Source organism: Pseudomonas sp. MIL9 (assembly GCF_016887925.1).
Taxonomy (GTDB): Bacteria; Pseudomonadota; Gammaproteobacteria; order Pseudomonadales; family Pseudomonadaceae; genus Aquipseudomonas; species Aquipseudomonas mohnii.
In genome coordinates, this window is the sequence record NZ_JAFEHE010000005.1 from 130,339 (window position 1) to 155,964 (window position 25,626).

General features: G+C 61.5%; 24 protein-coding genes. 8 read left to right on the top strand and 16 right to left on the bottom strand.

Translation table 11 applies throughout. From position 1 onward, the window contains the following. Nucleotides 1-81: 81 nt before the first annotated feature. Both JQF37_RS07180 and JQF37_RS07185 read left to right on the top strand, forming a co-directional pair. Nucleotides 82-969 carry a neutral zinc metallopeptidase gene (locus JQF37_RS07180; RefSeq protein ID WP_130204707.1) on the top strand — a complete coding sequence of 296 codons (888 nt, stop codon included), beginning with the start codon at nucleotides 82-84 and terminating at the stop codon, nucleotides 967-969. Further along, a complete protein-coding gene (locus JQF37_RS07185) occupies nucleotides 970-1,929 on the top strand; it encodes an alpha/beta hydrolase (protein ID WP_130204705.1) in 960 nt (319 codons plus the stop codon). 128 nt (nucleotides 1,930-2,057) lie between these two features. On the opposite strand, the gene JQF37_RS07190 is transcribed toward JQF37_RS07185, so the two are convergent. The 3 genes from JQF37_RS07190 to JQF37_RS07200 form a co-directional block, all read right to left on the bottom strand. Then, a complete protein-coding gene (locus JQF37_RS07190; RefSeq protein ID WP_198131626.1) occupies nucleotides 2,058-2,651 on the bottom strand; it encodes an HAD family hydrolase in 594 nt (197 codons plus the stop codon). Continuing rightward, nucleotides 2,648-3,517 (bottom strand): acyl-CoA thioesterase II, encoded by an 870-nt coding sequence (tesB, locus tag JQF37_RS07195; RefSeq protein ID WP_130204701.1) that lies wholly within the window; start codon nucleotides 3,515-3,517, stop codon nucleotides 2,648-2,650. The genes JQF37_RS07190 and tesB overlap by 4 nt, the downstream gene beginning before the upstream one ends. 104 nt (nucleotides 3,518-3,621) lie before the next feature. Further along, nucleotides 3,622-4,191 (bottom strand): GNAT family N-acetyltransferase, encoded by a 570-nt coding sequence (locus tag JQF37_RS07200; protein ID WP_130204699.1) that lies wholly within the window; start codon nucleotides 4,189-4,191, stop codon nucleotides 3,622-3,624. Between the two features lie 75 nt (nucleotides 4,192-4,266). On the opposite strand from JQF37_RS07200, the gene JQF37_RS07205 reads away from it, so the two are divergent. Together JQF37_RS07205 and JQF37_RS07210 are read left to right on the top strand one after the other, a co-directional pair. After that, nucleotides 4,267-5,187, top strand: coding sequence for a histone deacetylase (locus tag JQF37_RS07205; RefSeq protein ID WP_130204698.1), 921 nt, complete (start codon nucleotides 4,267-4,269; stop codon nucleotides 5,185-5,187). A gap of 290 nt (nucleotides 5,188-5,477) precedes the next feature. Continuing rightward, nucleotides 5,478-6,719: a TIGR03862 family flavoprotein gene (locus JQF37_RS07210; RefSeq protein WP_130204882.1), complete on the top strand. Its 1,242-nt coding sequence runs from the start codon at nucleotides 5,478-5,480 to the stop codon at nucleotides 6,717-6,719. A 115-nt stretch (nucleotides 6,720-6,834) separates the two neighbouring features. Here the strand turns inward: JQF37_RS07210 and JQF37_RS07215 are convergent, their stop codons facing one another. Both JQF37_RS07215 and yedA read right to left on the bottom strand, forming a co-directional pair. After that, nucleotides 6,835-8,172 carry a DEAD/DEAH box helicase gene (locus tag JQF37_RS07215; RefSeq protein ID WP_130204697.1) on the bottom strand — a complete coding sequence of 446 codons (1,338 nt, stop codon included), beginning with the start codon at nucleotides 8,170-8,172 and terminating at the stop codon, nucleotides 6,835-6,837. 79 nt (nucleotides 8,173-8,251) lie between these two features. Continuing rightward, nucleotides 8,252-9,181 carry a drug/metabolite exporter YedA gene (gene yedA, locus JQF37_RS07220; RefSeq protein WP_130204695.1) on the bottom strand — a complete coding sequence of 310 codons (930 nt, stop codon included), beginning with the start codon at nucleotides 9,179-9,181 and terminating at the stop codon, nucleotides 8,252-8,254. A gap of 163 nt (nucleotides 9,182-9,344) precedes the next feature. Here yedA and JQF37_RS07225 point away from each other — a divergent pair, with 163 nt between their 5' ends. Beyond that, nucleotides 9,345-9,797 carry an Lrp/AsnC family transcriptional regulator gene (locus JQF37_RS07225; RefSeq protein ID WP_007990688.1) on the top strand — a complete coding sequence of 151 codons (453 nt, stop codon included), beginning with the start codon at nucleotides 9,345-9,347 and terminating at the stop codon, nucleotides 9,795-9,797. A gap of 115 nt (nucleotides 9,798-9,912) precedes the next feature. Here the strand turns inward: JQF37_RS07225 and JQF37_RS07230 are convergent, their stop codons facing one another. From JQF37_RS07230 to JQF37_RS07245, 4 genes are all read right to left on the bottom strand, one after another. Beyond that, nucleotides 9,913-10,407: a Bro-N domain-containing protein gene (locus tag JQF37_RS07230; protein WP_130204693.1), complete on the bottom strand. Its 495-nt coding sequence runs from the start codon at nucleotides 10,405-10,407 to the stop codon at nucleotides 9,913-9,915. A gap of 450 nt (nucleotides 10,408-10,857) precedes the next feature. After that, nucleotides 10,858-11,469: a 3'-5' exonuclease gene (locus tag JQF37_RS07235; RefSeq protein ID WP_130204691.1), complete on the bottom strand. Its 612-nt coding sequence runs from the start codon at nucleotides 11,467-11,469 to the stop codon at nucleotides 10,858-10,860. Between the two features lie 22 nt (nucleotides 11,470-11,491). Then, nucleotides 11,492-11,971 carry an NYN domain-containing protein gene (locus tag JQF37_RS07240; protein WP_047533625.1) on the bottom strand — a complete coding sequence of 160 codons (480 nt, stop codon included), beginning with the start codon at nucleotides 11,969-11,971 and terminating at the stop codon, nucleotides 11,492-11,494. Nucleotides 11,972-12,155: 184 nt separating this feature from the next. Further along, on the bottom strand, nucleotides 12,156-12,941 hold the full coding sequence (locus JQF37_RS07245) for a DUF2076 domain-containing protein (RefSeq protein WP_130204689.1): 786 nt from the start codon (nucleotides 12,939-12,941) through the stop codon (nucleotides 12,156-12,158). Between the two features lie 178 nt (nucleotides 12,942-13,119). Between JQF37_RS07245 and JQF37_RS07250 the strand changes: the two genes are divergently transcribed. Both JQF37_RS07250 and JQF37_RS07255 read left to right on the top strand, forming a co-directional pair. Next, complete coding sequence (locus JQF37_RS07250) at nucleotides 13,120-13,794, top strand: YciC family protein (RefSeq protein ID WP_130204687.1); 675 nt, start codon at nucleotides 13,120-13,122, stop codon at nucleotides 13,792-13,794. A 69-nt stretch (nucleotides 13,795-13,863) separates the two neighbouring features. Next, entirely contained in the window at nucleotides 13,864-14,943 is a 1,080-nt protein-coding gene (locus JQF37_RS07255; protein ID WP_130204685.1) for an endonuclease/exonuclease/phosphatase family protein, read from the top strand. 63 nt (nucleotides 14,944-15,006) lie between these two features. On the opposite strand, the gene JQF37_RS07260 is transcribed toward JQF37_RS07255, so the two are convergent. The 5 genes from JQF37_RS07260 to JQF37_RS07280 form a co-directional block, all read right to left on the bottom strand. Further along, nucleotides 15,007-15,843: an ABC transporter ATP-binding protein gene (locus JQF37_RS07260; protein ID WP_047533636.1), complete on the bottom strand. Its 837-nt coding sequence runs from the start codon at nucleotides 15,841-15,843 to the stop codon at nucleotides 15,007-15,009. Continuing rightward, complete coding sequence (locus tag JQF37_RS07265) at nucleotides 15,831-16,634, bottom strand: ABC transporter permease (RefSeq protein ID WP_047533639.1); 804 nt, start codon at nucleotides 16,632-16,634, stop codon at nucleotides 15,831-15,833. Before JQF37_RS07265 ends, JQF37_RS07260 begins: the two co-directional genes overlap by 13 nt. Before the next feature lie 9 nt (nucleotides 16,635-16,643). Further along, a complete protein-coding gene (locus JQF37_RS07270) occupies nucleotides 16,644-17,630 on the bottom strand; it encodes an ABC transporter substrate-binding protein (RefSeq protein WP_047533642.1) in 987 nt (328 codons plus the stop codon). A gap of 397 nt (nucleotides 17,631-18,027) precedes the next feature. Next, nucleotides 18,028-19,398, bottom strand: a complete 1,371-nt coding sequence (locus JQF37_RS07275) for an aspartate aminotransferase family protein (RefSeq protein WP_090325426.1) — start codon at nucleotides 19,396-19,398, stop codon at nucleotides 18,028-18,030. A gap of 21 nt (nucleotides 19,399-19,419) precedes the next feature. Then, nucleotides 19,420-20,910: an aldehyde dehydrogenase gene (locus tag JQF37_RS07280; protein WP_130204681.1), complete on the bottom strand. Its 1,491-nt coding sequence runs from the start codon at nucleotides 20,908-20,910 to the stop codon at nucleotides 19,420-19,422. Nucleotides 20,911-21,135: 225 nt separating this feature from the next. Here JQF37_RS07280 and JQF37_RS07285 point away from each other — a divergent pair, with 225 nt between their 5' ends. Further along, nucleotides 21,136-22,065 carry a LysR substrate-binding domain-containing protein gene (locus JQF37_RS07285; protein ID WP_130204679.1) on the top strand — a complete coding sequence of 310 codons (930 nt, stop codon included), beginning with the start codon at nucleotides 21,136-21,138 and terminating at the stop codon, nucleotides 22,063-22,065. Nucleotides 22,066-22,706: 641 nt separating this feature from the next. Here the strand turns inward: JQF37_RS07285 and JQF37_RS07290 are convergent. Both JQF37_RS07290 and JQF37_RS07295 read right to left on the bottom strand, forming a co-directional pair. Next, the gene (locus JQF37_RS07290; RefSeq protein ID WP_060764066.1) at nucleotides 22,707-24,092 is read right to left on the bottom strand and encodes an aspartate aminotransferase family protein; all 1,386 of its coding nucleotides are present in this window, start codon (nucleotides 24,090-24,092) and stop codon (nucleotides 22,707-22,709) included. 11 nt (nucleotides 24,093-24,103) lie between these two features. Continuing rightward, entirely contained in the window at nucleotides 24,104-25,576 is a 1,473-nt protein-coding gene (locus JQF37_RS07295; protein ID WP_060764067.1) for an NAD-dependent succinate-semialdehyde dehydrogenase, read from the bottom strand. Nucleotides 25,577-25,626 lie beyond the last annotated feature (50 nt).

The window sequence follows — 25,626 nt, forward strand, 5'->3', positions numbered from 1 at the left end:
GACGACTGGACTGGCGCCGCTCCCACTTGGCAGCAACACTCACCGCACGGGTCATTACCCGGAACAGAAGAGGATTCCCACATGCTATGGAAAAAAGGCCGACGCAGTGACAACGTGGTCGATGCCCGTGGCGATGATGTCGGCGGTGGCGGGATGCGCTTTGGCGGTGGCAAGGGCCTGAGCCTGACGGCGATCCTTCTGATCGTCGGCATCGGCTGGATCACCGGCCAGGACCCGCTGCAGATCCTCGGCCAACTGACCGGGCAGATGGGCCAGCAAACGGCACCGGCGACCACTCAGACGCGCAAGGCGCCACCAGCCAACGATGAAGGCGCCGAATTCGTCCGTTCGATTCTGGGTGATACCGAGGACACCTGGCAGCAGATTTTCCAGCAGGCCGGCAAGCAATACAAAGACCCGACCCTGGTGTTGTTCAGCAATCGCGTGAACTCGGCCTGTGGCCTGGCGACGTCGGCGACCGGTCCGTTCTATTGCCCGGCGGACCAGAAGGTCTATCTGGACATGGCGTTTTTCCAGGAAATGGCCCAACGCTTTTCTGCGGCGGGGGACTTTGCCCAGGCCTACGTGATCGCTCATGAAGTCGGACACCACGTGCAGACCTTGCTCGGTGTTTCCGCGAAAATTCAGGCCGCGCGCCAGCAAGGCCGGCAAATGGAAGGCAATGGTGGCTTGCTGGTGCGTCAAGAACTGCAAGCCGATTGCCTGGCCGGCGTCTGGGCCAACCACGCACAACGACGGCTGAACTGGCTGGAACCGGGCGATGTCGAAGAAGCGCTCAACGCGGCCAATGCCATCGGCGATGATCGTTTGCAGCAACAGGGTCAGGGCCGTGTGGTGCCCGACTCGTTTACCCATGGTACGTCGGCGCAACGGGTGCGCTGGTTCAAAACCGGATTCGCCCAAGGCCAGGTTGGCCAGTGCGATACCTTTGCGGCGAAAAATCTGTAAATGAAGACGTGGCTGTTGGCGTTGTTGATCACTTGCACAAGTACTTGGGCTGCCGAGCATGCCGTCAAGGAGGTCAGCCCCGGACGCCTGTTGTTGAAATCAGGCGAGATCGCGGTGGGCATCAGCCCTGGCCCGGCAAAGATCGAACGTGTATTGATCATCGTCCATGGTCGCTTGCGCAATGCACAGACCTACCTGCACAGCGGCGAACACGCGGCGGAACTGGCCGGGCAAAGTGCGACAACACTGGTCATCGCCCCACAATTTCTCAATGAAACCGACGTCGCGATGCATCCCGTCGCCGAGACGGTTCTGCGCTGGCAGGGCAATGAGTGGATGGCGGGTGGCGAATCCACCGCGCCGTTCCGTCTCAGCGCCTATGCGGCTCTGGACGAAATCATCGCCCGCCTGGGTGATCGCGAGCAGTTTCCCGAAGTGAAGCAGATCGTCATCGCCGGCCACTCCGGTGGCGCTCAAGTGGTTCAGCGATACGCCATGCTCGGACACGATCAGCCAGCCCTCGACGCCGCCGGGGTGCAGGTGCGCTATGTCATCGCCAATCCATCTTCCTATGCGTACTTCGACGAACGCCGGCCAGTGGCTTTCAGCCATGCCCGCTGCCCGGACTTCAATCGCTGGAAGTACGGGCTGACGGATCTACCCGCCTACGCCGAAGGGAAAACGCCTGCGCAACTGCAGGCAACCTACGTCAAGCGCAACATCGTTTATCTGCTGGGGCAACAGGACATCGACCCCAATCACCCGGCGCTGGACAAGGGTTGTGAAGCCCAGGCGCAAGGCCCCTATCGATTGGCTCGCGGGCGCAATTACTTTGAGTATCTGAAGCGGCTGCAACCGAAAGGGCTCAATCAGCAGCTGATCGAAGTACCCGGCGTCGGGCATGACGGGGATGGGATGTTTACTTCGCCGGAGGGGCAAAAGGCGTTGTTCGGGCTGTAGGTTTTGCGCTGGCGGAGCCGGCGCCATCGCGAGCAGGCTCGCTCCCACAGTGGTATGCGATTAATTGTGGGAGCGAGCCTGCTCCGGGCGGCGTTCCGACGATGGCGTCAGATCAGGCAACCATGCCCTCAAGCCGAGAGCATCTGCCGCAACGCCACACAATCCGGCGCATGCCAATCGGTCAATTCCGGCCACGGATTATCCGGCAGGTTCACCAGCACCGTCCGTGCCCCCGCCGCCCGCCCGCAATCCAGATCAAAGCGGTAATCACCGACCATCACCAGTTCGCTCGCCGGTACGTTCCAGGCTTGCGCCAATTTCAGCAAACCACCGGGGTGCGGTTTTGGTGGTGCTTCGTCTCGACCCAGCACGTCCTCCACCGCGAAGCAGTCAGCCAGGCCAATGGCCTCCAGCGTGACATGCGCCAATTCACGGGCATTGCGCGTGAGAATGCCCAGGCGATAACCGCGCCCGGCCAGGTCACGCACCAGCTCTACGGCACCCGGTGCCGGTTTCGACCCGAGCGCCAGGTCGCGCTCGTGCTCGAGCAGCCACGCATGCTTGGCCGCGGCTTCGTCGGCCGGTAGCGCGGCGAGGTGGGTCAGGATGTCATCTTCGGCCGGGATCGCCAGCGCCACGCGAATCGCCGCGAAATCATGCACCGCCACGGTCAGGGTGCCGTCCATGTCGAACACCCAGTGACGCACGTCGGCCAGGCTCATGACCAATCCTTGCGATGACGGATCAGGCCTTCCTGCGTGACCGAGGCCACCAGTTTCCCGGCGCGGTTGAACACGCTGCCACGGGAGAAACCGCGGGAGTTGCCGGCCCAGGGACTGTCCATCGCGTACAACAACCAGTCATCGGCACGCAGATCGGCGTGGAACCACAGCGCATGATCGAGGCTGGCGACCTGCATGTCCTTGTGCCAGACCGATTTGCCATGGGGCTGCATCGAGGTGGTCAGCAGACCGAAATCCGAGGCGTAGGCCAGCAAGTACTTGTGCAGCGCCGGGGAGTCGGCCAAGGCACCGTCGGCGCGAAACCAGACGTACTTGATCGGGTCGGACGGCAGCGGGTTGTAGGGATCCTTTTCGGTGATCGGCCGGAACTCGATCGGCTTGGGGCACAGCAGTTTTTCGCGCATTTTCTCAGGGATCAGGTGCGCGCGCTGCTGGGTCAGCTCCAGTTCCGATGGCAGGTTTTCCGGACCGACCACTTGCGGCATTTCGCTTTGGTGCTGGAAACCTTCTTCGTCGTACTGGAACGAGGCGCTGCAGGTGAAGATCGGATGGCCCTTCTGGATCGCCGTCACCCGGCGCGTGCTGAAACTGCCACCGTCGCGCACCCGGTCAACCTGATAGACCACCGGCAACCCGGCGTCGCCCGGACGCAGGAAGTAGCCATGCATCGAATGCACGTGGCGCGCCTCTTCGACGGTCTGGCTGGCCGCCGACAGCGACTGGCCGAGTACCTGGCCGCCGAACAACTGGCGAAAACCCAGGTCCTGGCTACGGCCACGGAACAGGTTTTCCTCAATCGGCTCCAGGGTCAGCAGGTCGACCAGATCATCCAACACTTGGCTCATTCAGACTCTCCTCACACAACGCAATGCCGCGCAGTCTTGGCTGCGACGGTCGATTCAGTTTCTGGCCAGGGCCGATGGGGGCCATTGTAAACATCCGCAGCGGCTTATCCATGCAAGGTTTGCAGCCATTGTTCACGGCTGATGCGATACAGCACGTGATGGCGCAAGGGATGATCGACGGCAAGGTTGGGGTGTTCAAAGTCATCGGCGCAGTCATGGTGCATGCCGATGGCCTGCATGACTTTCTGCGACGGCAGGTTGCTGTCAGCCGTAAAGGAGACGATTTCGTTCAGCGCCAAACGGTCAAACCCGCAGCGCAGAGCGGTCCACGCCGCCTCGCTGGCATAACCCAGCCCCCAATGCTCCCGCGCCAGGCGCCAGCCGATTTCGATGGCGGGGGTGAACGGCGCGTCGAAACCCACCACCCCGAGCCCGGTAAATCCGATGAACTGCCCCGTGTCCTTGCGCTCCAGCGCCCACAGACCGAAACCATGCTCAGCGAAATGACCACGGATTCGCCCGATCAATGAAGCACTTTCCAGTCGGCTCAAGGGTGCCGGGAAATAACGCATGACCTGTGGATCGGCACACATCGCCGCAAACTCCGGCAAATCCTCATCCTGCCACTGCCGCAACAGCAGCCGCGCGCTCGCGAGTTCCAGTATCGGCTCCATCGTGCTCCCCCCATTTTCATGCCGCGAGTCTACAACGCTGGTAGGATCCTTCACTCATTCCTGTACGAAAGCATCATGCCGCTGCCGCTGATTTATCACGAAGACTACAGTCCCGAATTCCCGGCGGATCACCGCTTCCCCATGGACAAGTTCCGCCTGCTGCGCGATCACCTGGTGGACAGCGGCCTGACCCGCGACGCCGACCTGCTGCGTCCGCAACTCTGCCCGCCGGAGATTCTCGCCCTCGCCCATGACCCTTCGTATATCGAACGCTACATGGGTGGCGAGTTGTCCCGCGAGGATCAACGTCGCCTCGGCCTGCCCTGGAGCGAAGCCCTGGCCCGGCGCACAGTGCGGGCAGTCGGCGGCTCGTTGCTGGCGGCCGAGCAGGCGCTCGAGCATGGCCTGGCCTGTCACCTGGCCGGTGGCACTCACCACGCTCACTACGACCACCCGGCCGGCTTCTGCATTTTCAATGACCTGGCGGTGATCAGCCATTTCATGCTGGAAAGTGGCCGGGTCAACCGGGTACTGATCTTCGATTGCGATGTGCACCAGGGCGACGGGACTGCACGCATCCTGCACGACACTCCGGAGGCCATTACCGTTTCCCTGCATTGCGAGAAGAATTTTCCTGCACGCAAGGCCGAAAGCGACTGGGACATTCCATTGCCCAATGGCATGGGCGATGCCGATTACCTGAAGGTGGTGGATGACGCGCTCAACTATTTGTTGCCGCTCTATCAGCCGGATCTGGTGCTGTATGACGCCGGCGTCGATGTGCACAAGGACGATGCCCTCGGCTATCTGAAACTGACCGACGAAGGCGTCGCCGCCCGCGATGAAGCCGTGATGCGTCATTGCCTGGGCCGCGACATCCCGGTGGTCGGGGTGATTGGCGGCGGTTACAGCAAGGACCGCAAAGCCCTGGCCCGCCGCCACGGCATTCTCCACCACAGCGCGCAGCGGGTCTGGCAGTCATCAGGTTGTCACTGAGTTGTGGACGCTTTACCCACAATGCCTGTGGAGCTGCCTGTGGATAACCTGAGTGAAAGCGACCGCAGCCCATGCGGACTGTGGGCTACAGATAGCTGATCATTTTTTAACCACCCTAAAAAACACCGATAACCCCTGTAGGAGCGAGCCTGCTCGCGAGAAACATAACGTCACCGCTGGGCATCTGGTTGCACGCGTTATCGTTCAAGACCTTCGCGAGCAAGCTCGCTCCTACAGAAGGCGAGGCTGGTAGAATGCCCGCCCTATCCCGCCAGACCGCAGCGCAGCCCATGACCCGACCCTCGACACCCTCCACCTCTCACGTCGCCATCATCGGTGGCGGTCCCGCCGGCCTGATGGCGGCTGAAGTGTTGAGCCAGGCCGGGATCAAGGTCGATCTGTACGACGGCATGCCTTCGGTCGGGCGCAAATTCCTCCTGGCCGGCGTCGGCGGCATGAACATCACCCACTCCGAAGCCTACCCGGCGTTCCTTTCACGCTATGCCGAACGGGCACCGCAGATCGCCCCGCTGCTGCGCGGCTTCGGCGCCGAAGCCCTGTGCCAGTGGATTCAGGACCTGGGCATCGACACTTTCGTCGGCAGCTCGGGCCGGGTCTTTCCGACCGACATGAAAGCCGCGCCGCTGCTCCGTGCCTGGCTCAAGCGCCTGCGTGACAGCGGCGTCGTTATCCACACCCGCCATCGCTGGGTCGGCTGGAATGAAAACGGCGGTTTGCGCATCGACAGCCCCGAAGGCGAAAAAACCGTTCAGGCCGACGCCACCCTGCTGGCGCTCGGTGGCGGCAGTTGGGCGCGCCTGGGCTCGGACGGCGCCTGGATGCGGCCACTGGAGCAACGCGGTGTAGGACTGGCACCGCTGCAACCGAGTAATTGTGGCTTCGAGGTGCAGGCCTGGAGCGAATTGATGGTCAGCAAATTCGCCGGCAGCCCGCTGAAAAACATCGCCATCGGCCTCAACGACGACGTGCCGCGCCTCGGCGAATGCGTGATAACCGCCACCGGCATCGAAGGCAGCCTGATCTACGCCCTGTCGGCACCGATCCGCGAAGCGATCAACCGGCACGGCTCGGCGACTATTCATATCGACCTTCTGCCCGGCCGGCCTGTGGATAAAGTGCAGTCGGCACTGAGCAAGCCGCGTGGCTCACGCTCGATGGCCAAACACCTGCACAGTCAGTTGGGCATCGATGGGGTGAAAGCCGCGCTGCTGCGAGAGCTGACCTCTGCCGAAACCTTCACGGACATGGCGTTGCTGGCCCAGGCGATCAAGGCATTGCCACTGACACTCGTGAAGACCCGGCCATTGGACGAAGCCATCAGCAGTGCGGGCGGAGTGTTGTTTGAAGCGATGGATGAACGCTTGATGCTCAAGCAATTGCCCGGGGTTTTCTGCGCAGGGGAAATGCTGGACTGGGAAGCGCCGACCGGCGGCTATCTGCTGACCGCGTGTTTCGCCAGTGGGCGGGCGGCGGGAGCGGGCATTGTGGATTGGTTGAAACACAGGCGTTGAGACCGAGGCGCGCCCATCGCGAGCAGGCTCGCTGCCACATTGGATCTGTGTTGTTCACAAATGCCCTGTGGGAGCGAGCCTGCTCGCGATAGCGATTTGGCCGGCGCCGTAACTACTAAGGCTTACGCTTGCGCGGCCCGGTATTGAACACCGGCACCTTGCGCACAGGCTTGACCGAAGGTTCCGCTGGCGCGACTTCCCCACTATCAACCCACTTGCCCAGGTTGCGCTTGCCGCCACCACCCGACGTTTTCGGCTTCTTAGGCTTTTTCGGTTTCTTGATCACCTGGCCGCTGGCATCGGTGTCCGGCACCCGGTGCTCAGGCTCGAAGTCCGGTTCGTTCTGACGCTTCAAGGTCTGGCGGGTGAGCATCTCGATGGCCGAGAGCAGGTTCACTTCATCGGCACACACCAGGGAAATCGCCTCGCCGGTCGAGCCCGCGCGGCCGGTACGGCCGATGCGGTGGATGTAGTCCTCAGCGACGATCGGCAAGTCGAAATTGACCACCAGCGGCAAGTCTTCGATATCCAGACCACGGGCCGCAACGTCGGTGGCGACCAGGATCTGCACTTCACTGAGCTTGAAACGGTCCAGCGCACGCTGACGGGTCGCCTGGGGTTTGTCGCCGTGGATGCCGTCGGCATTGATGCCCAGGCCCTGCAGCTTCTCGACCAACGCATCCACGCCATTACGGGTCTTGGCGAACACCAGCACTTGCTTCCACTTGCCCTTGCGCATCAAGTGCACGAACAGCTCGGGCTTGCGCTTCTTGTCCACCGTCACCACCCATTGCTTGACGGTGTTGGCGGCCACATTGCGCGGGCTGACTTCGATGGTCAGCGGGTCGTTGAGCATTTGCCCGGCCAGCAGGCGGATGTCGTCGGAGAAGGTCGCGGAGAACAGCAGCGTCTGACGTTTCTTCGGCAATGCGCGGTAAATGTTCGCCAGTTCTTCGGAGAAGCCCAGGTCGAGCATACGGTCGGCTTCGTCCAGCACCAGGGTTTGCAGCTGGTTGAACTTCAGCGCGTTCTGGCGGAACAGGTCGAGCAAACGGCCCGGGGTCGCCACCAGCAGATCGACACCGCTGCGCAGCTTCATCATTTGCGGGTTGATGCTGACCCCGCCGTACACTGCGTAGGTGCGCAACGGCAGGTTCTCGGCGTACTGGCGCACGGCTTCGTGAACTTGCTCGGCCAGTTCGCGGGTCGGCACCAGGATCAACGCGCGTACCGAGTTGGCAGTGACTTTCGGCCCTTCCATGGCCAGCAATTGCAGGAGCGGCAGCGCGAAACCGGCGGTCTTGCCGGTGCCGGTCTGGGCGGCGGCCATCAGGTCGCGACCGGCCAGCACCGCCGGGATGGCTTGCGCCTGAACCGGCGTCGGAGTCTGGTAGCCAAGCGTCTCGAGGGAGCGCAGCAAGGGTTCGATCAGGCCAAGGGAGGCGAAAGTCATGGGAGTACCGTAGGAAAATTCAGCGCGGGTTGTGCAAAACAAGTGTGCAAAACAAATGTGCAATGGCGCGCAGTTTACCCTAATTCACACGGGATTCTGTCGGCACTGCCTTCACCACCGGCTGCGGTGGCGAACGGCGCCACTGCGGCAGACTGATCAACAGCACGGCACTGATGATCACCAGCATTGCCAGCCCTTCTTCGATACCGATGGTCTCGCCGACGAACACGATCCCCAGCAACACCGCCACCGCCGGGTTGACGTAGGCATAACTGGTGGCCGCCGCCGGGCGCACGTGTTTCAACAGATACATGTAGGCATTGAAGGCAATGATCGAACCGAACACGGTCAGGTACGCCAGCGCGGCCCAGCCCTCGATCGGTGGCATCTGTTCCAGGTGTTCACCGCTCACGGCACTGCCGATCAGCAACACCACCCCGCCGACCAGCATTTCCACGGCACTGGCCATGGCGCCCTGAGGCAATGGCAAGTGTTTGCTCCACACCGAACCGAAGGCCCAGGTCGCCGCGGCAAAGATCAACAACGCGGCGCCCAAGGGGCTCGATTGCAGGTTGGAACCCAGGTTGAGCATGGCAATACCGATCGGCCCGAGGACAATCCCGGCCCATTCGAGACGGGTATTACGCGCGCCCCACAAGTAGCCACAAAGCAAGGTGAACAACGGCACCGTCGCCACCGCCAATGCAGCGACACCTGAGGCCACGCCCGTGTGCTCAGCCACGCTGACCGCGCCGTTGCCGCACGCCAGCAACAACACACCGATGATGCCGGCGGCTTTCCATTGCGCCCAGGTCGGTGCCGGCGCCCCGCGCCAGCGCAGGAAGGCATACATCAAGCTCCCGGCAATGACGAAGCGAATCCCGGCCAGCAACAGCGGCGGCCAATACTCCACGCCGATGCGGATCACCAGGTAGGTCGAGCCCCAAATCACATACAAGGCGAAGAAGGCGGCGATCAGCGGTAAGGGAAAACGACGTAGGCCAGGCATGAGGGGCAGCTCACAGGCAAGACAAGTGAGCCGCTATTCTAAAAAGGCTGACAGCGAAAAATAAGCTACAAAACCTTTTTAAAGCGCCGGTACACTTTTCAAAACACGGAGTTCAGCGCTATATACCGCTGTTTCGAAAGTCAGCCCTTTTCAGGAGTCGCCCGTGGATAAATATGACCGAATGCTGCTCAGCGCCCTGCTGGAAAACGGACGCGCGTCCTACGCCGACCTGGCGCGCAAGGTCAACCTGTCCGCCCCGGCCGTGGCCGAACGCGTGGCCAAGCTCGAAGCCAGTGGTGTCATCACCGGTTACCAGGCGAAAGTCGACATGGCCAAGCTGGGCCTGCCGATCCAGTGCGTGATCGAACTGCGCCTGAACCAGCACGGCAACCAGAAAGCCTACGACGACCTGATCAAAATCCCACAGTTGACTGAATGCCACCGGGTGACGGGCGATCCCTGCGTGATCATGCAAGCGGCGGTGGGTTCGATGCCGGAGCTGGAAGAGCTGATCAACCGGATCGCCACGTTCGGCTTCAGCAAGACGTCGATTGTGTTGTCGAGCGCCATCGAAAAGCGCGTGCCGTTGGGGCACATCGAGGGCAATGGAAAATGAACAACCTGCTCGCGATGGTCGCCAACGATGTCGCGGGGAACCTGACACCCCGCGTTGTTCTCGGGCTCATCGTCGGAACGCCGCCCGGAGCCGGCTCGCTCCTACGAGGAATACATCACATGCCGCTGTAACCGGCTGACAACAATCCCGGCATATCCCGCAGGCGAATCCACGGTTCTTTACGCCATTGCAGCAGCCTCAGCGTCCCACCCGTCCACTCCATCAAACGCAGACGGGGAGCTTGATAGGAAACCGCTCCAGCCTCTTCGCGCAACATCGGGATTACGTGGTGGGTCAACCAACGCCGCAAATGCCGATTTTCCGGGCAGTAGTGATAGACCAGCATCGCGTACACGCCGGACTCGCTGAGCATCAGGGTTTCTTGCAACCCGTCGCGGCCAGACAAAACCATCATCCGCCGCTGATCCGCGTCGAGCTTGAGCGTTTGTCTGCCATTGATGTCCACCCCCATCAACCGGCCGATGTCCCGGGCAGAGAACCACGGCTCGGCATGCAGCAACAGCGCTCGCAACTGGATGTGATGACGGATGAAGGTTTGGGGGGTGAAGTGATCGGAGGATTCAGGGGGGTTGGGGGTCACTTTGAACATGGCGAGTCTCCTTGAAAGTCGGAGCTGCCAGCATCACTTGCAGTTGATGGGTGGCAGCTATGCGCGGGTCTGCAAGACCGAGTAGGAGGCAACCCCGGCAGACCCGAAGGTCTCCCGCACACAGCTACCATAAATCGACGGACGCTAATTTACAGCGACGCGATTATAGGTGCGTATGTTGTTTCCTCACAAACAACGGGCTTGCAGTCCCGGTCGCTGAGTTTGCAGCGACACCGAAAGGTTAGAGACGCGGGGTTGGGGGAGCAAGACAGACATTCCCTAAGTTTCGGTAGGATCAATCGCCGAATCGGAGACATCGTTAAACACAATCCCTGTAGGAGCGAGCCTGCTCGCGATGAACCCGAGAACAACGCGGGGTGTCAGGTTTCCCTCTATATCGTTGGCGACCATCGCGAGCAGGCTCGCTCCTACAGGGGATCTGCGGTGTGGTCAGAAGCCGCGATAGCGCTTGAGGTGTTCGCCCACCTTTGCCGCCGGCACTTTCTGCAACTTGCACAGCAGGTCGTGGGACAACTCGCGCACGCCGTGTGTCTGGCGCAGCTCTTCGGCCAGGTGTGCCGTGAGGTTGGCGGCCATTTCCGCGTCGGCCATGGCCCGGTGGGCCTTGCCGGTGTGGGGCAGGTTGGCGAAGGTGGTGAGGGTGCCGAGTTTGTGGTTGGGCGCGGCGGGCATCAGGCGGCGGGCCAACAGCAGCGAACAGGCAAAATTCTGCAAGCGCGTGCGTTTGATGCGCCCGAGCTCGAAGTCCCAGAACTTCTGGTCGAACGCGGCGTTATGCGCCAGTAACGGCGTGGTGCCGACGAATTCGTTGACCTCGTTCATCACCTGCTCGGCCGATGGTGCGGTGCGCAGCATGGCGTTGCTGATGCCGGTGAGTTGTTCGATGAAGGCCGGGACACGCACGCCGGCATTCATCAGGCTCTGGTAACGCTCGACGATGCGCCCCTGTTCAAGGATCACCACGGCAATTTCCGTGGCCCGGCAGCTGCTGCTCGGGGAGATCCCGGTGGTTTCAAAGTCGATGACTGCGATGCGTTCCAAACCTGTTTCAACTCCGTAAAAATCAATTCTTGAGCAGCAAGGCGCCTTCGATCGGCACGTAGCGGCTGGCCGCGCGGATCAGCGAATTGGCGGTCAGGCCCGGCACGCCGTAGGCCACCGCCTGCACGCCGTGCTTGCTGATGATGCGCTCGAGCAGCATGTCGAAATCACCGTCGCCGGAGGCCAGCACCACTTCGTCGACATGGTCGGCGGCGTCCATGATGTCGAGGGTGATGCCCACGTCCCAGTCGCCCTTGGCCGAACCGTCGCTGCGCTGGATGAAAGGCTTGAGCTTCACGGTGAACCCGAGATTGCGCAGGATCTGCTGGAACTGCTGCTGTTTGCTGTCGCCACGATCGATGGCGTAGGCATAAGCCTCGACAATCTGCCCCTGCTTGCTGATTTCAGCCCACAGCGCGGCGTAATTGAAGTGACAACCGTAAGCCTGACGCACGGTGTAGTAGAGGTTCTGGACATCGGCGAACACTGCGATTTTTTTCACCGCACATCCCCTTGGGTGCAGGCAGGATCAGGCACCAGGCCCGAAAAGTCGCCCAGTATGCCAGCCTGAAGGAGTATTCCGCGAATAATCGGCCCGAGGCATCCGGGCGCCCCGGACGAATGGCACCTGTGGAATGACCACCTGTGGCGAGCGAGCTCGCCACAGGTCAGGTGCTACAGAAGGGTCAGACGAAGGAGTCGTCGTCGCCGCCAAAGAACGATGAGCTGTCATCGCTGTAGTCGGCGTCGGCAAAGCCGCCCCGGTCGTTACCGTAGGAATCGTTACCGGCCATGCGCTGATCATCGCCCCAGCCATTGTTGCCCTGGTCGCTGACCTGGGCCGGCTCTTCCTTGATGACTTCAACGATTTCCTGCGGTTGCTGATTGTTATGGAACAGGCTGCTGATGCCTTGCGCCAGCATTACACCACCTGCGACGCCCGCGGCGGTTTTCAGCGCGCCACCGAGGAAACTGCTGCCGGCCGCTGCCGGAGCCTGCTGCTGCGGCGCATAGCCCTGCTGTGGATAGCTCTGTTGCGGGGCACCGTAGTTTTGCTGTGGCGGCTGGCCACCGAACGACGAACGCCCTGGCTCACGCCAGCCGCCACCGCTCGATACCGGTGCACTTTGGCTCGGCGCCGGCTGCGGATCACGGGCGCTGCCGCCAAAGATGCTCGACAGAAAGCCGCCACTGCTCGGCGCCGGCGCCGCTGTCTGCGCCTTGGCCTGTTGCAGTTCGGCCTGCAATTGCTGGACTTGTGCCGTCAGTTGCTTGTTCTGCTCGTCGAGGCTCTTGATCGCCGCCTCTTGCACCAGAATCGCCTGGGTCATGAAATAACCCGCCGCGGGTTGGCGAGTCAGGTGTTCCTTGATCCGCGCCTCGGCCTGGGCGTCGCGCGGGGCTGAGTTCGTTTCGGCCTGTTGCAGCCGGGAAAACAGTCCATCGATCAGGGTTTGTTCTTCGCTGTTCATGGCGACCTCTTAGATTGCCGGGAAAATCGTTGCCTGTATCCACCGAGGATAAGGTGCCTGACCTTAATGGAGGCTGAAACAAGTTGTTTCAATGACCTTTACCGAACGTTTACGTTTGTGCCCTTGTGCACATCATCGGTTAAAGTGGACCACTGCTTTCAACCTGCGATACCGACTGATGAATCCGTTCGACGTACTGCGTGACTCCCTGTATTTCTTCAAACGCAATCTGGGCCAGATTGTGCAGCTGTGCCTGCCACTGGTGATCCTCGAGGCCCTGCTGCAACAAGTGGTCGACCACTCGACCGAACCCGACAGCTTTCCCGGCATCAGCGTGATCGTCGGCTTGCTGGTCTATCCGCTGTACACCGCCGCGCTGATTCTGTTTCTCGATGCCCGCAGCCGTGGGGAATCGCCCCGTAACCGCGATCTGCTGACAAGGTCCGCCTACCTGTGGCCACGCTTTGCCTTGCTGACCGCCCTCAATACCTTGCTGATACTGCTCGGCCTGTCGCTGTATTTCCTGCCGGGCATCTGGCTGATGGTGACCCTGGCCTTCGGCGAGTACCTGCTGGTGCTGCGAGGCCTGAGCCCGCTGGCGGCGATGAAGGAAAGCCTGCGCCTGACCCGCGGGCATTTCATGCGCATCCTGGTGTGCATTCTGTGCGTGATGGGGCCGTTGTGGGTGCTCAAGGGCGCGACGCTGGCGGTGTATCCCGACCCGCAGAACCCGGTGATCTCGCTGTTGATCGACAGCGCCCACAGCTTCCTTCAACTGTTCACCAGCGTGGTGCTGTTCCGCCTGTTCATGCTGATCGGCGATACGCCGGAAAAAATCGAGGGACCACGCTGACCGTGGGCGATGGCTCGTCACTGGCGTATGCTCGAGGTCAATTTTCGTAACGCGATAATAAGCCGAGCCATGACCCAACCATTGCGCTACGCCCTGCTGGGACTGTTGATTGTGATCGGCCTGGCAGGCGCGATGGTCTACAGCCTGACCTGGCGCCCCGACGTCAGGGAGGTGCTGGCGGTCAGTTGCAGTACTCAGCCCCCCACCCTGGCACCTGGCCAGGCGTTGAAGGTGATGACCTGGAACGTCCAGTACCTGGCGGGCAAGCGCTACGTGTTCTGGGATGACCAGGCGGCCGGCACCGATGAAGCCCCCACCGCCGATGACATGGCCTTCAGCCTCGATGAAGTGGCGCGGGTGATTCGTGACGAACAACCGGACATCGTGCTGTTGCAGGAACTCGATGACGGCGCCAAGGCCAGCGGCTACCAGAATCAGCTCAAGCTCTTGCAGGAGCGGGTCGCCGACCTCTACCCATGCAGTGCCCACGCGTTCGACTGGAAAGCCGACTTCATCCCTGATCCGCACATTTTCGGCAGCGTTGGCCGGCAACTGGCGACCTTGAGCCGCTACGAGATCGAACACGCCGAGCGCCTGCAACTGCCGGTGTCACAGGGCAACCTGATCAGCCGTCAGTTCAAGCCGAAAAACGCCTTGCTGGTCACCTACCTGCCGTTGAGCGACGGCGGCCAGATGGCGGTCCTCAACACCCATCTGGACCGTGCGACCCAACCCGACGAAACCCTGCAAGCGCAGATCTCGGCCGTGGCCAAGGTCCTCGACAAATTCGAAAGCCATGGCACGCCGTGGCTGATCGGCGGCGACTTCAATCTCCTGCCGCTGGGCCAATACCAGCGCCTGCCCAGCGAGCAACGCACGCCCTATTCCGCCGACAGCGCCTTGCATGTGCTGTGGGACAAATACCCGATGATCCCCACCAACAACGAGGCCAGTGGCATCGACCGCGCGCGCTGGCTGACGCACTACCCGAACGATACGAACGTGAGCGGCCCGGACCGGACTGTCGACTACCTGTTTTACAGCCCGCGCATCAAACGGGTCGAAGCGAGGGTGCGACAGGACGATACGCTGCGCATCTCCGATCACTTGCCGGTGATCGCCCGGTTCCTGCTGCCGGCGGCGCCGTAACGCCAGACTCCAGGCCAACACCGACCTTGTGGGAGCGAGCTTGCTCCCACAAAGGAATGTGCATCAATGCACCTCTTCCAGGTCGTCATGCAGCAAGCCGAAAATCTTGCGTTTCATGTCAATGAACGAGTGTTCCATGACCATGTCCAGCGTGCGTGGGCGCTCGATCGGCACGTCGAGAATCTGCTTGATCCGCCCCGGCCGCGCGCCCATCACATAGACCCGGTCACCGAGCAGAATCGCTTCGTCGATGTCATGGGTGACGAACAACACGGTTTTCTTGCTGTGGCCCCAGACCCGCAACAACAACTGCTGCATTTGCAGGCGCGTCTGGCTGTCGAGGGCACCGAAGGGTTCGTCCATCAGCAGGATCTGCGGGTCGTTGGCCAGCGCGCGAGCGATCGCCACACGCTGCATCATGCCGCCGGACAGCTGCTTGGCGTAGTTGTCGGCGAAGTTGCTCAAGCCGACTTCGTTGACGTAGTAGTCGACAATGTCCTTGCGTTGCGCCGCCGGCATGCCACGCCGCTTGAGTCCGAACTCGACGTTCTGGCGCACGGTCAGCCACGGGAACAGCGTGTAGCTCTGGAACACCATGCCGCGATCCGCACCGGGCCCCTGCACTTGCTGGCCCCCGACATAAATCTCGCCCGAAGTGGGTTCGTTGAGGCCGGCGGTGAGGTACAGCAGGCTCGACTTGCCGCACCCCGAAGGGCCGACCAGCACGGCGAATTGCTGGTCCGGCACGTCGAACGACACCTCTTCCAGCGCGGTAAACGTGCCGCCATCGGGTTTCTTGTAACGCAGGCTGACCTTGTCCACTTGCAGTCGTGGCGCGGCCTGGACCGCAGTGGCCTGGGGGGTGGCGAATCGATGATTGGCAGCGGTTACTGAGCCCATGCGGTGATCCTCAGACGTAGGAAGCGGAACAGTTGATCGGTCGCGAGGCCCAGCAGGCCGATGATCGCGATGGCCAGGAAAATCACATCCACTTGAAAGCCGCGCATGGCTTTGAGGCTCAGGTAACCCAGGCCACTGGAGGCCGCGACCAGTTCGGCGACGACCAGGTAAGTCCAGGCCCAGCCCATGGTCACGCGCAGGGTGTCGAGCACGCCCGGCAACGACGCCGGGGCAATCACGTGCAGCACCGCGTCACGACGGTTCGAGCCCAGGGTGTAGGAGGCGTTGATCAGGTCCTTGGAGATGCCCTTGGACACATCCGCGATCATCACCAGTTGCTGGAAGAACACGCCGAAGATAATCACCGACACCCGCTGCTCCAGACCGATGCCGATCCACAGGATGAACAGCGGCACGAAGGACGTGACCGGCAGGTAGCGGATGAAGTTGACCATCGGCTCGAGGAACGCCTGGACGATGCGGAAACTGCCCATCAGCAACCCCAGCGGCACGGCGACCAGGGACGACACAATAAAACCGACCATCACCACTTCGACGCTGGCCCAGACATGCTGGCCGAGCGTGCCGTCGCGACCCAGGCGCACGGCGGCCTCGACCACGGCGCCCGGTGTCGGCAGGAACATGCCCGGCACCACGCCGCCGTAGGACAAGCCGGCCCAGAGGCCGACCAACAAGACCCAGGCCAGGCCGCTCGCACTCCAGATCACCGACACCGGCAGGCCGGTCTTGGGCGTGATGCAGCGGCTCAGCCATGAATTGCGCTTGAACATGCAAACCTCCTAGAGCGGACTGACGAAACGGTTGTCGATCAGGTCGTCATTGCTGACGTTGTAAGGCTTGCCCTGCAACTCGCTGGCGGTCTCGTTGGCCAGTTTGATCAGCGGCTCGCTGTCACCCGGCTTGCCCGGCGAGCCGAGCAGTTTTTCGCTCATGGCCTGATCGTAGAAACGCACGCCTTTTGCGGCCGCCGCCAGCTCCTTCGGATCGGCAAGGTAGCCGCCGACGCCCTTGGCCATGATGGTGTAGGCCTGCTCCGGGTGGTCCTTGGTGTACTGCACCGCTTTGTACAGACCGGCCACCAGGGCCTTGACGTCTTCCGGTTGTTTTTCGATGACGGTGCAGTTGAGTGCCACCACGTCGACGATCACGCCCGGCGTGCTGCTGCTGTCGATCAGCACCTTGCCCTGTTGCTTGTCGCGGACCATCGACAGGTGCGGTTCCCAGGTCACGGCGGCGGGCACGCGACCGGCGATGAAGGCGGTGGCGGCGTCGTCAGCAGTCATGTTCTGCACGGTGATGTCGCTCATGGTCATGCCATGTTTTTTCAGCAGGTAAGACAACCAGAACTGCGAGGTCGAGCCTTCGTTGACCGCCACGGACTTGCCCTTGAGCTCCTGCAGGCTCTTGACGTCCTTGCCCACCAGCACGCCGTCGCCACCATGGCTGTCATCCAGCGCGGCCACCGCCTTGAAGCAGAATTGCGGACGGTATTTCAGCACTTCGTCGATGGTCGAAGCCGAGCCCGACAACTCGCCCGACGCTTGCGCCGCCATGTACATCGAAGCCTCTTCGACGACGGGCAGTTCCACGGTCAAACCGTTTTCCTTGAAGTAGCCCAGGTCCTGGGCCAGGTAGAGGGTGCCGTAACCGACCCAGGTGGTGTGACCGATGGACAGGGTGCCGGCCTGGGCGCTGGTGGCGACCGTCGCGGCGATGGCGGTGACCGCCAGTGGATAAGTAACGCGGGTAAGCAAGGACTTGATCATAGGGCACTCCCAAAGCTGTTGATTTAGTTTTGATGGGCAGTACGGCCAGCGGCCCTGAACATCAGCTGCCACCGGCGATCTCTGACGGACCTTTGGTTGGGCAGCATGGGGCTGACTGGCGAAGTCGATGTTGGCCCAAGGCAGGGCTCAGGAAAATGAGGAAATATGTCGATGGGAACGATGAAAAAACTGGGTAGCGTGCGCGGAAAAAGGGCGGGGTCAGCGAGGGTGCACAGGGTGGGTGCAAGAAATGAAAAGTGTATTGAATGGGCCAATGCAATCGCGAGCAGGCTCGCTCCCACAGGGATTAGTTGTCGACACCATTACCGGGGTCGACACAATCCCGATGTGGGAGCGAGCCTGCTCGCGATAAGGTCCGCAGGACCTTCAGGCGGTGTTAGAGCCGGCCGTATTCCTGCGCCGTACGATCGACTGCTTTCAGGGTCTTGCCCACCAGCTCGTCAATCTCTTCACGACTGGCAATCAACGCCGGCGCCATGATCATCCGCCCCAGCGTCGAACGAATGATCACCCCTTCTTCAAAACCAATCGTGCGGCAGCGCCAGGCGATGTCGTTCTCATTGGCAAAGCGTTTACGGCTGGTCTTGTCTTCGGCCAGTTGCAGTGCCGCCACCATGCCCGTGCCCTGGATATCGCCCACCAGCGGGTGATTGCCGAACACCTCGCGCAGGCACTGTTGCAGGTACGGGCCGATGTCATCCTTGACTCGCGTCACCACCCCTTCATCGCGCAATGCCTTGAGGTTGGCGATCGCCACCGCCGCCGCCACCGGGTGCCCGGAATAGGTCAGGCCGTGGGCGAACACACCGCCCTGCTCCACCAGCACCTGGGCCATTTTCTTCGACAGGACCAACCCACCCATCGGGATGTAGCCCGAGGTCAGGCCCTTGGCGATGGACAGGGTGTCCGGCTCGAAACCGAAGTACTCGTGGGCGAACCATTCGCCGGTACGACCGAAGCCGCCAATCACTTCGTCGGCGCACAGCAGCACGTCGTACTTGCGGCAGATGCGCTGGATTTCCGGCCAGTAGCTTTCCGGCGGGAAGATCATGCCGCCCGCGCCCTGGAACGGCTCGGCGATGAAGCCGGCGACCTTGTCCGCGCCGAGTTCGAGAATCTTCGCCTCCAGTTGCTGCGCCGCGCGCAGACCGAATTCGGCCGGCGTCAGGTTGCCTTCGTGGGCGAAGAAATACGGCTCGTCGATGTGCTCGATGTCGGGGATCATGCCGCCCATTTCGTGCATGAACTTCATGCCACCGAGCGCCGTCGCGGCCAGGGTCGAACCGTGGTAGCCGTTCCAGCGGCCGATCATGATTTTCTTCTCGGGCTTGCCGAGCACCTGCCAATAACGCCGCACCGTGCGGATCAACACTTCGTTGGCTTCGGAGCCGGAGTTGGTGTAGATCGCGTGGCTGTAGTGACCCGGCAACAGGCTGAACAACAGCTCGGAAAGCTCGATCACCTGCGGGTGAGTGGTGTGGAAAAACATGTTGTAGTACGGCAGCTGCTCCAGCTGCTGGCTCGCCGCCAACGCCAGGTCCTTGCGCCCGTAACCGAGGTTGGTGCACCACAGCCCGGACATGCCGTCGAGGTAACGCCGACCGTCGTTGTCCCACAGGTGCAGGCGTTCGCCACGGACCATCACCCGAGGCCCTTCATCGTTGAGTGCCTTTTGATCGACGAATGCGTGGATGTGGTGCGCGGCGTCGGCGGCCTGGTAGTCGCGGGTTTCACGTGGGGTGGTCATCGCCAGTTCTCCGTTTTGTTATCAGCGCAATTGAAACCAGGTGGTCTTCAACTGGGTGTATTTATCGAATGAGTGCAGCGACAGGTCACGGCCAAAACCGGACTGTTTGCCACCGCCGAAAGGCACGGTCACGTCCAGCGCATCGACGCTGTTGACCGACACGGTACCGGCTCGCAATTGTCGCGCCACGCGGTGGGCGCGATTGAGGTCATCGGTCCACAGCGACGACGCCAGACCGTAGACGCTGTCGTTGGCCAGTTGCAAGGCGTGGGCCTCGTCATCGAACGCCGTGACCGCCAGCACCGGGCCGAACACCTCATCGCGAAACAGCGGCATGTCCCGGCTCACGCCGGTAAAAATGGTCGGCTGGATGAAGTTATCGGAGCCATTGAAGATCGACTGCCGGCCGCCACAGACGCGGGTCGCGCCCTGCCGCTCGGCCTGCTGGATAAACGTCATGATGCGTGCCGTCTGGCGGCTGTCGACGATGGCACCGGCAGCGCTCGACGGGTCCAGGGGATTGCCCGGCTGCCAGCACTCGGCCTGGGCCTTGAGGCGCTCGACGAATTCATCGTGAATCGAGCGCTGCACCAGCAACCGCGAGTTGGCGGAACAGACTTCACCCTGATTGAAGAAGATGCCGAACGCCGCCTTCTGCGCCGCCAGATCCAGGTCCTGACAGTCGGCGAACACCAGGTTCGCACTCTTGCCGCCGCACTCCAGCCACACCTGTTTCAGGTTCGATTGCGCCGAGTACTGCATGAAGTATTTACCGACCTCGGTGGAGCCGGTGAACACCAGGCAATCGACATCCGGGTGCAGACCGAGGGCTTTACCGGTCTGCTCGCCAAGCCCCGGAAGCACATTGAGGACACCGGCCGGCAGTCCGGCTTCGAGCGCCAGCTCGGCCAGGCGCAGCGCGGAAAACGGCGATTGCTCGGCCGGCTTGAGGATCACCGAGTTGCCCGCCGCCAGGGCTGGCGCAAGTTTCCACGCGGCCATGTCCAGCGGAAAGTTCCAGGGCACCACGGCCGCGACCACGCCCAACGCTTCGCGGGTGATGGTCGCCAGCACGTTCTGTGCGCTGGGGGCGACCTGATCGTAGAGTTTGTCGAGGCTCTCGGCGTACCAGCGGAACACCCCGGCGGCGCCCGGCACGTCAATGTTGTAGGCGTCCATGACGGGTTTGCCCATGTTCAGCGAGTCGAGCAGCGCCAGTTCTTCGCGATGGGCCAGAATCAGATCCGCCAGGCGCAACAGCACCTGCTTGCGCTCGCTCGGCGAACGCGCCGCCCAGGTGCCGGCTTCGAACACCTGCCGCGCGTTGCGCACCGCAGCATCGACGTCCTCCTCACCGCAAGCTGCCACGTTGGCCAGGCACTGGCCAGTGGCGGGGTTGATGGCGGCGAATGTCTGTCCCGACTGCGCCGCACGGGATTTACCGTCGATCACGGCCTGGTCGGGTAGCCGCAGCGCAGCGGCCTTGTTTTGCCAATATGCAAGCTCGAACACGTTCAGATGCTCCAAGGGCTTTTCTTGTGCATGGATGGTGGCCCAGGCCCGTGTCGAGGAAAAATAGTAAAAATGTCTTCGCAGACGATGAAAAAACTGGGTAGCCAATCTCCCTGGTTGCGCCGCTTGTGGTTATTGTTCAAACGCGACAAAAACTTCGCCTGAAGGGATACGGGCGGTGCGTAAATTGCTTGGATGCCTTACCCGTCCGTCCCGAGGTTTGTCGTGGCCGCCTACAACCTGCGTCAATTGAAGTACTTCATTACCACCGTCGATTGCGGCAGCGTCGCCGAGGCTTCGCGCAAGTTGTACATCGCCCAACCGGCGATCTCCACGGCGATCAAAGGCCTGGAGGACAGCTTCGGCGTGCAACTGCTGATCCGCCATCACGCCCAGGGCGTCTCCCTGACGCCCAGCGGCGGGCGCTTCTACCGCAAGGCCCAGGAGCTGCTGCGCATGGCCAAGGAGTTCGAACAGAACGCTCTGGCCGACAACGACGTGGTGGCCGGGCAAATCGATATCGGCTGTTTCGAAACCGTCGCACCGCTGTATCTGCCAAAGCTGATTGCGGGGTTTTCGGCACTGTACCCGGGGGTGAAAATCCGGATCCGCGACGGTGAGCAGCAGGAGTTGGTGCAAGGCCTGACCTCGGGCACCTTCGACCTGGCGATCCTCTATGAACACGACCTGGACGCCACCATCCAGACCGAACCGCTGATGCCGGCGCAGCGCCCTTATGCCTTGCTGCCGGCGGATCATCGCTTTGCCCAGTTGAAGCAAGTGTCGCTGCGCGACCTGTGCCTGGAGCCGATGATTCTGCTGGATGTACAGCCGAGCCGGACCTACTTCGTCAGCCTGTTCGAGGAACTGGGCCTGACGCCGCACATTGCCTTCAGCTCACCGTCGATCGAGATGGTGCGCGGAATGGTCGGACAAGGGTTTGGCTTCTCGATCCTGGTCACGCGACCGCATTCGGAGTGCACCTATGACGGGCAGAAAGTGGTGTGCGTGGACATTATCGAAGACGTCACGGGGTCAGGACTGGTGGCGGCGTGGTTGAAACGCGGCCAATTGACCAAACCGGCACAGCTGTTTGCCGATTATTGTCGCGAGCAGCTCACCGAAAAATCCGAAAAAACACATCCGACCCTGTAGGCGCCGGCTTGCCGGCGAAGGGTTTGGAACCTGTGGTGTTTTGCAGGACGCCTTCGCTGGCAAGCCAGCTCCCACAAGTTCCGTGGTGGTTCGGCGGACGCCATCTGTAGCAGCCGGGCCAGCGCCTACTTGCGCGGCTTGATCCGCGCGGTCGCCTCGGCCACCAGCGGATCATCCGGCCAGTAGTAGACTGTATTACCTATCGATCCCCCACATTGACACTGTTCCGGATATTGAAATCACTCGGTTGGGCAGGAATTCGCCCAAAGAAGGTTGACTGTCAATGAGGTTAGGTAGGATTGACAAAATAATAGGACATATGAGGGACGGATTGACAGGCATCACCGTCGGTTTTCGAGGAGACGCAATGAAGATTGACACCTTAGGGTGTCGCATGAGCACAAGCATGTGGCTCAACTCCATTGGAATTAAGACTCAGTCCCTGGCGGTGGATGACCGCGGAGTGGAAGAATCGAGGAGGGGCGAGTTTTCACAAATCTTGAAGTATCGAGATCGCCGCATCTTGTAAACCATTTTTTGTACTTGTTAACTATTGCGACTTACAGTGAAAAAAGGCCGCCCGATCACTGATCGGACGGCCTTTTTTTTTGGGGGGGGACGAATGCTCAGACCCGATGGCGTCAGCCCAGCACCTCATTGGCTACTTGGTCGACCGCGCTTTTGGTGATGTCGACGATCAGGTCGGCCTCTTCCTCGGACAGGATCAACGGTGGTGCGAAGCCAAGAATGTCGCCATGGGGCATCGCCCGGGCAATCATGCCGCGCTCAAGACAGGCCGCCGACACTTTCGGGCCGACCTTCAAGGCCGCATCGAACGGGGTACGCTGCTCACGATCCGCCATGAACTCAACGGCAGCCAGCATACCGTCGCCGCGCACTTCACCCACCAGCGGATGACCTTCCAGGGTTTCACGCAACCGACGGTTCAGGTAGCTGCCGACCTTCTCGGCGTTGGCCGTCAGGTTTTCCCGCTCGAGAATATCGAGGTTGGCCAAGGCGGCGGCGGCACAAATCGGATGCCCCGAGTACGTCCAGCCATGGCCCATGGCACCTTGGGATTCGGACGCCTTTTCGATCACGCTCCACACTTTTTCACCGACGATCACCGCCGACAACGGCGCATAGGCGCTGGTCAGACCTTTGGCAGTGGTGATCAGATCCGGGCGCATACCGTAACGCTGGCTGCCCATCTTCGAACCCAGCCGACCGAAAGCGCAGACCACTTCGTCGGCGATCAGCAACACGTCGTATTTGTTCAGCACCGCTTGAATCGCGGCCCAGTAGCCGGCTGGCGGAACAATGATGCCGCCGGTACCCATCAACGGTTCGCCGATAAACGCGGCCACGGTGTCCGGCCCTTCGGCCAGGATCATTTTTTCCAGCTCCTCGGCGCAATAGCGCACGAACGCCGCTTCATCCATGCCGGTCGGCGCCTTGCGGTACCAGTGCGGGCACACGGTGTGCTTGATGCCTTCGGCCGGCAGGTCGAAATGCTGATGGAAGCTCGGCAGGCCGGTCAGGCTTCCGGTCATGATGCCCGAACCGTGGTAACCGCGATCACGGGAGATAATTTTTTTCTTCTGCGGGCGGCCCAGTACGTTGTTGTAGTAGCGCACCAATTTGATCTGGGTTTCGTTGGCGTCGGAACCGGACAGGCCGTAGTAGACCTTTTTCATGCCCTCGGGCGCCCAGTCGATGATGCGGCTCGACAGCTCGATGATCGCTTCGGTCGAATGGCCGACGTAGGTGTGGTAGTAAGCCAGCTCCTTGGCTTGCTTGTAGATCGCATCGGCGACTTCGGTGCGACCGTAGCCGATGTTCACGCAGTACAGGCCGGCAAAGGCGTCGATGAATTCGCGGCCCTCATGATCGCGAATACGAATACCCGACGCACTCTTGATGATGCGCCCCTTGAGCGCGCCGCTGGCGTGGTCATGGGCGTGGGTCGACGGGTGCATGAAGTGCGCGCGATCTTGTTCGAACAGCGTATCGAGTTCTTGGCTCATGGCGGATCTCCTTAGAACTGGCCTTGATGGTGCAGGCAAAAGTATTTGGTTTCGACAAAGGCTTCGAAGCCCTCGGTGCCGCCCTCGCGGCCCAGCCCCGAGGCTTTCATGCCACCGAACGGGATCGGATGGCCGGTAAACTTGACGCCATTGACCGCGATCATGGCGTGGTCGAGGCGGCGAATCAGGGGGTAGATCAGGTCCAGGCGGTTGGAACAAATGTAGGCCGCCAGACCGTATTCGGTGTCGTTGGCCATTTCGATGGCTTGCTCGAGGGTGTCGAAAGGCATGACGCCGGCGATCGGCGCGAAATTCTCTTCGCGGTAGATACGCATCTGCGGCGTAACGTCGGCCAGCACCGTCGGCTGGTAGAACAACCCGCCGAGGGCGTGCGCTTCACCGCCGACCAGCCGTTGTGCACCAAGTAGCAGGGCGTCTTCGACGCGCTCGGCCGTAACATCGAACGCCGCCTGATGCATCAACGGGCCGATGTCGACGCTTTGCTCCTGATCACCCACCAGCGCCGGGCCTACCCGCAGTTCGCGCACCGCAGAGGCAAAGCGGTTGAGAAACGCCGGGTAAATCGAACGATGCACCATGATCCGGTTGGCCGCACAGCAATCCTGGCCGGAGGTCTGGAACTTGGCCTCCACTGCGACTTTCACCGCCAGTTCCAGATCAGCATCGGCGCAGACAATGAACGGCGCGTTACCGCCCAGCTCCAGCGACACCTTCTTCACATCCTGGGCAGCCGCTTGCAGGACCAATTTACCGACGCGGGTTGAGCCGGTGAAGCTGACCGAACGCACGCGAGTGTCCTGCACCAGGGTTTGCATGGCCATTTGCGGTTCGCCCAGCACCACGTTGAACACGCCTGCCGGGAAGCCCGCTTCCTCTGCCAGTTGCGCCAGAGCCAATGCGGAAAACGGTGTTTCATGGGCCGGCTTGATCACCACAGTGCAACCGGCAGCCAGTGCCGCGGCGGCTTTGCGGGTGATCATCGCCGAAGGAAAATTCCACGGGGTCAGCAGCGCACAGACGCCGACCGGTTCCTTGACGGTGCCTAAGTGCGCGCCAGGGATATGGCTGGGAATGTTCTGCCCGTAAAGACGCCGCGCCTCTTCGGCAAACCAGGGAATGAAGCTGGCGGCGTAGGCGATTTCGCCGCGTGACTCGGCCAGGGGTTTACCTTGTTCCTGACTGAGGATGCGCGCCAGGTCTTCCTGATGCTCAAGGATCAACGCCGCCCAGCGCCGCAGAATCGTCCCGCGGGCATCGAGGCTTTGTTCACGCCAGGCCGCAAACGCCCGGTGTGCAGCATCAACGGCGGAGATGATCTGAGACTGATCGAGCATCGGCACATGACCGATCAACTTCTGATCGGCCGGATTGTGCACGGCGACGCTGTGGCCGCTCTCACTGTGGACCCAATGCCCGTCTACGTAGCAAAGTGCTTTGAACAACAGCGGATGTTTGTATGTCATGGCGTTCACTCCAAACTGTGTGCGTGAGTCCATGCTAGGGCAGTGCAGCC

Excerpts from the sequence above, each read along its gene's own strand:
- JQF37_RS07295 (WP_060764067.1), bottom strand. The coding sequence starts at position 25,576 with ATGACATACAAACATCCGCTGTTGTTCAAAGCACTTTGCTACGTAGAC.
- JQF37_RS07260 (WP_047533636.1), bottom strand. The coding sequence starts at position 15,843 with ATGGGCTCAGTAACCGCTGCCAATCATCGATTCGCCACCCCCCAGGCC.
- JQF37_RS07275 (WP_090325426.1), bottom strand. The coding sequence starts at position 19,398 with ATGACCACCCCACGTGAAACCCGCGACTACCAGGCCGCCGACGCCGCG.
- tesB (WP_130204701.1), bottom strand. The coding sequence starts at position 3,517 with ATGAGCCAAGTGTTGGATGATCTGGTCGACCTGCTGACCCTGGAGCCG.
- JQF37_RS07185 (WP_130204705.1), top strand. The coding sequence starts at position 970 with ATGAAGACGTGGCTGTTGGCGTTGTTGATCACTTGCACAAGTACTTGG.
- JQF37_RS07180 (WP_130204707.1), top strand. The coding sequence starts at position 82 with ATGCTATGGAAAAAAGGCCGACGCAGTGACAACGTGGTCGATGCCCGT.
- JQF37_RS07210 (WP_130204882.1), top strand. The coding sequence starts at position 5,478 with ATGACCCGACCCTCGACACCCTCCACCTCTCACGTCGCCATCATCGGT.
- JQF37_RS07245 (WP_130204689.1), bottom strand. The coding sequence starts at position 12,941 with ATGAACAGCGAAGAACAAACCCTGATCGATGGACTGTTTTCCCGGCTG.
- JQF37_RS07255 (WP_130204685.1), top strand. The coding sequence starts at position 13,864 with ATGACCCAACCATTGCGCTACGCCCTGCTGGGACTGTTGATTGTGATC.
- JQF37_RS07200 (WP_130204699.1), bottom strand. The coding sequence starts at position 4,191 with ATGGAGCCGATACTGGAACTCGCGAGCGCGCGGCTGCTGTTGCGGCAG.
- JQF37_RS07215 (WP_130204697.1), bottom strand. The coding sequence starts at position 8,172 with ATGACTTTCGCCTCCCTTGGCCTGATCGAACCCTTGCTGCGCTCCCTC.
- JQF37_RS07270 (WP_047533642.1), bottom strand. The coding sequence starts at position 17,630 with ATGATCAAGTCCTTGCTTACCCGCGTTACTTATCCACTGGCGGTCACC.
- JQF37_RS07190 (WP_198131626.1), bottom strand. The coding sequence starts at position 2,651 with ATGAGCCTGGCCGACGTGCGTCACTGGGTGTTCGACATGGACGGCACC.
- JQF37_RS07265 (WP_047533639.1), bottom strand. The coding sequence starts at position 16,634 with ATGTTCAAGCGCAATTCATGGCTGAGCCGCTGCATCACGCCCAAGACC.
- JQF37_RS07205 (WP_130204698.1), top strand. The coding sequence starts at position 4,267 with ATGCCGCTGCCGCTGATTTATCACGAAGACTACAGTCCCGAATTCCCG.
- JQF37_RS07290 (WP_060764066.1), bottom strand. The coding sequence starts at position 24,092 with ATGAGCCAAGAACTCGATACGCTGTTCGAACAAGATCGCGCGCACTTC.
- JQF37_RS07230 (WP_130204693.1), bottom strand. The coding sequence starts at position 10,407 with ATGTTCAAAGTGACCCCCAACCCCCCTGAATCCTCCGATCACTTCACC.
- yedA (WP_130204695.1), bottom strand. The coding sequence starts at position 9,181 with ATGCCTGGCCTACGTCGTTTTCCCTTACCGCTGATCGCCGCCTTCTTC.
- JQF37_RS07250 (WP_130204687.1), top strand. The coding sequence starts at position 13,120 with ATGAATCCGTTCGACGTACTGCGTGACTCCCTGTATTTCTTCAAACGC.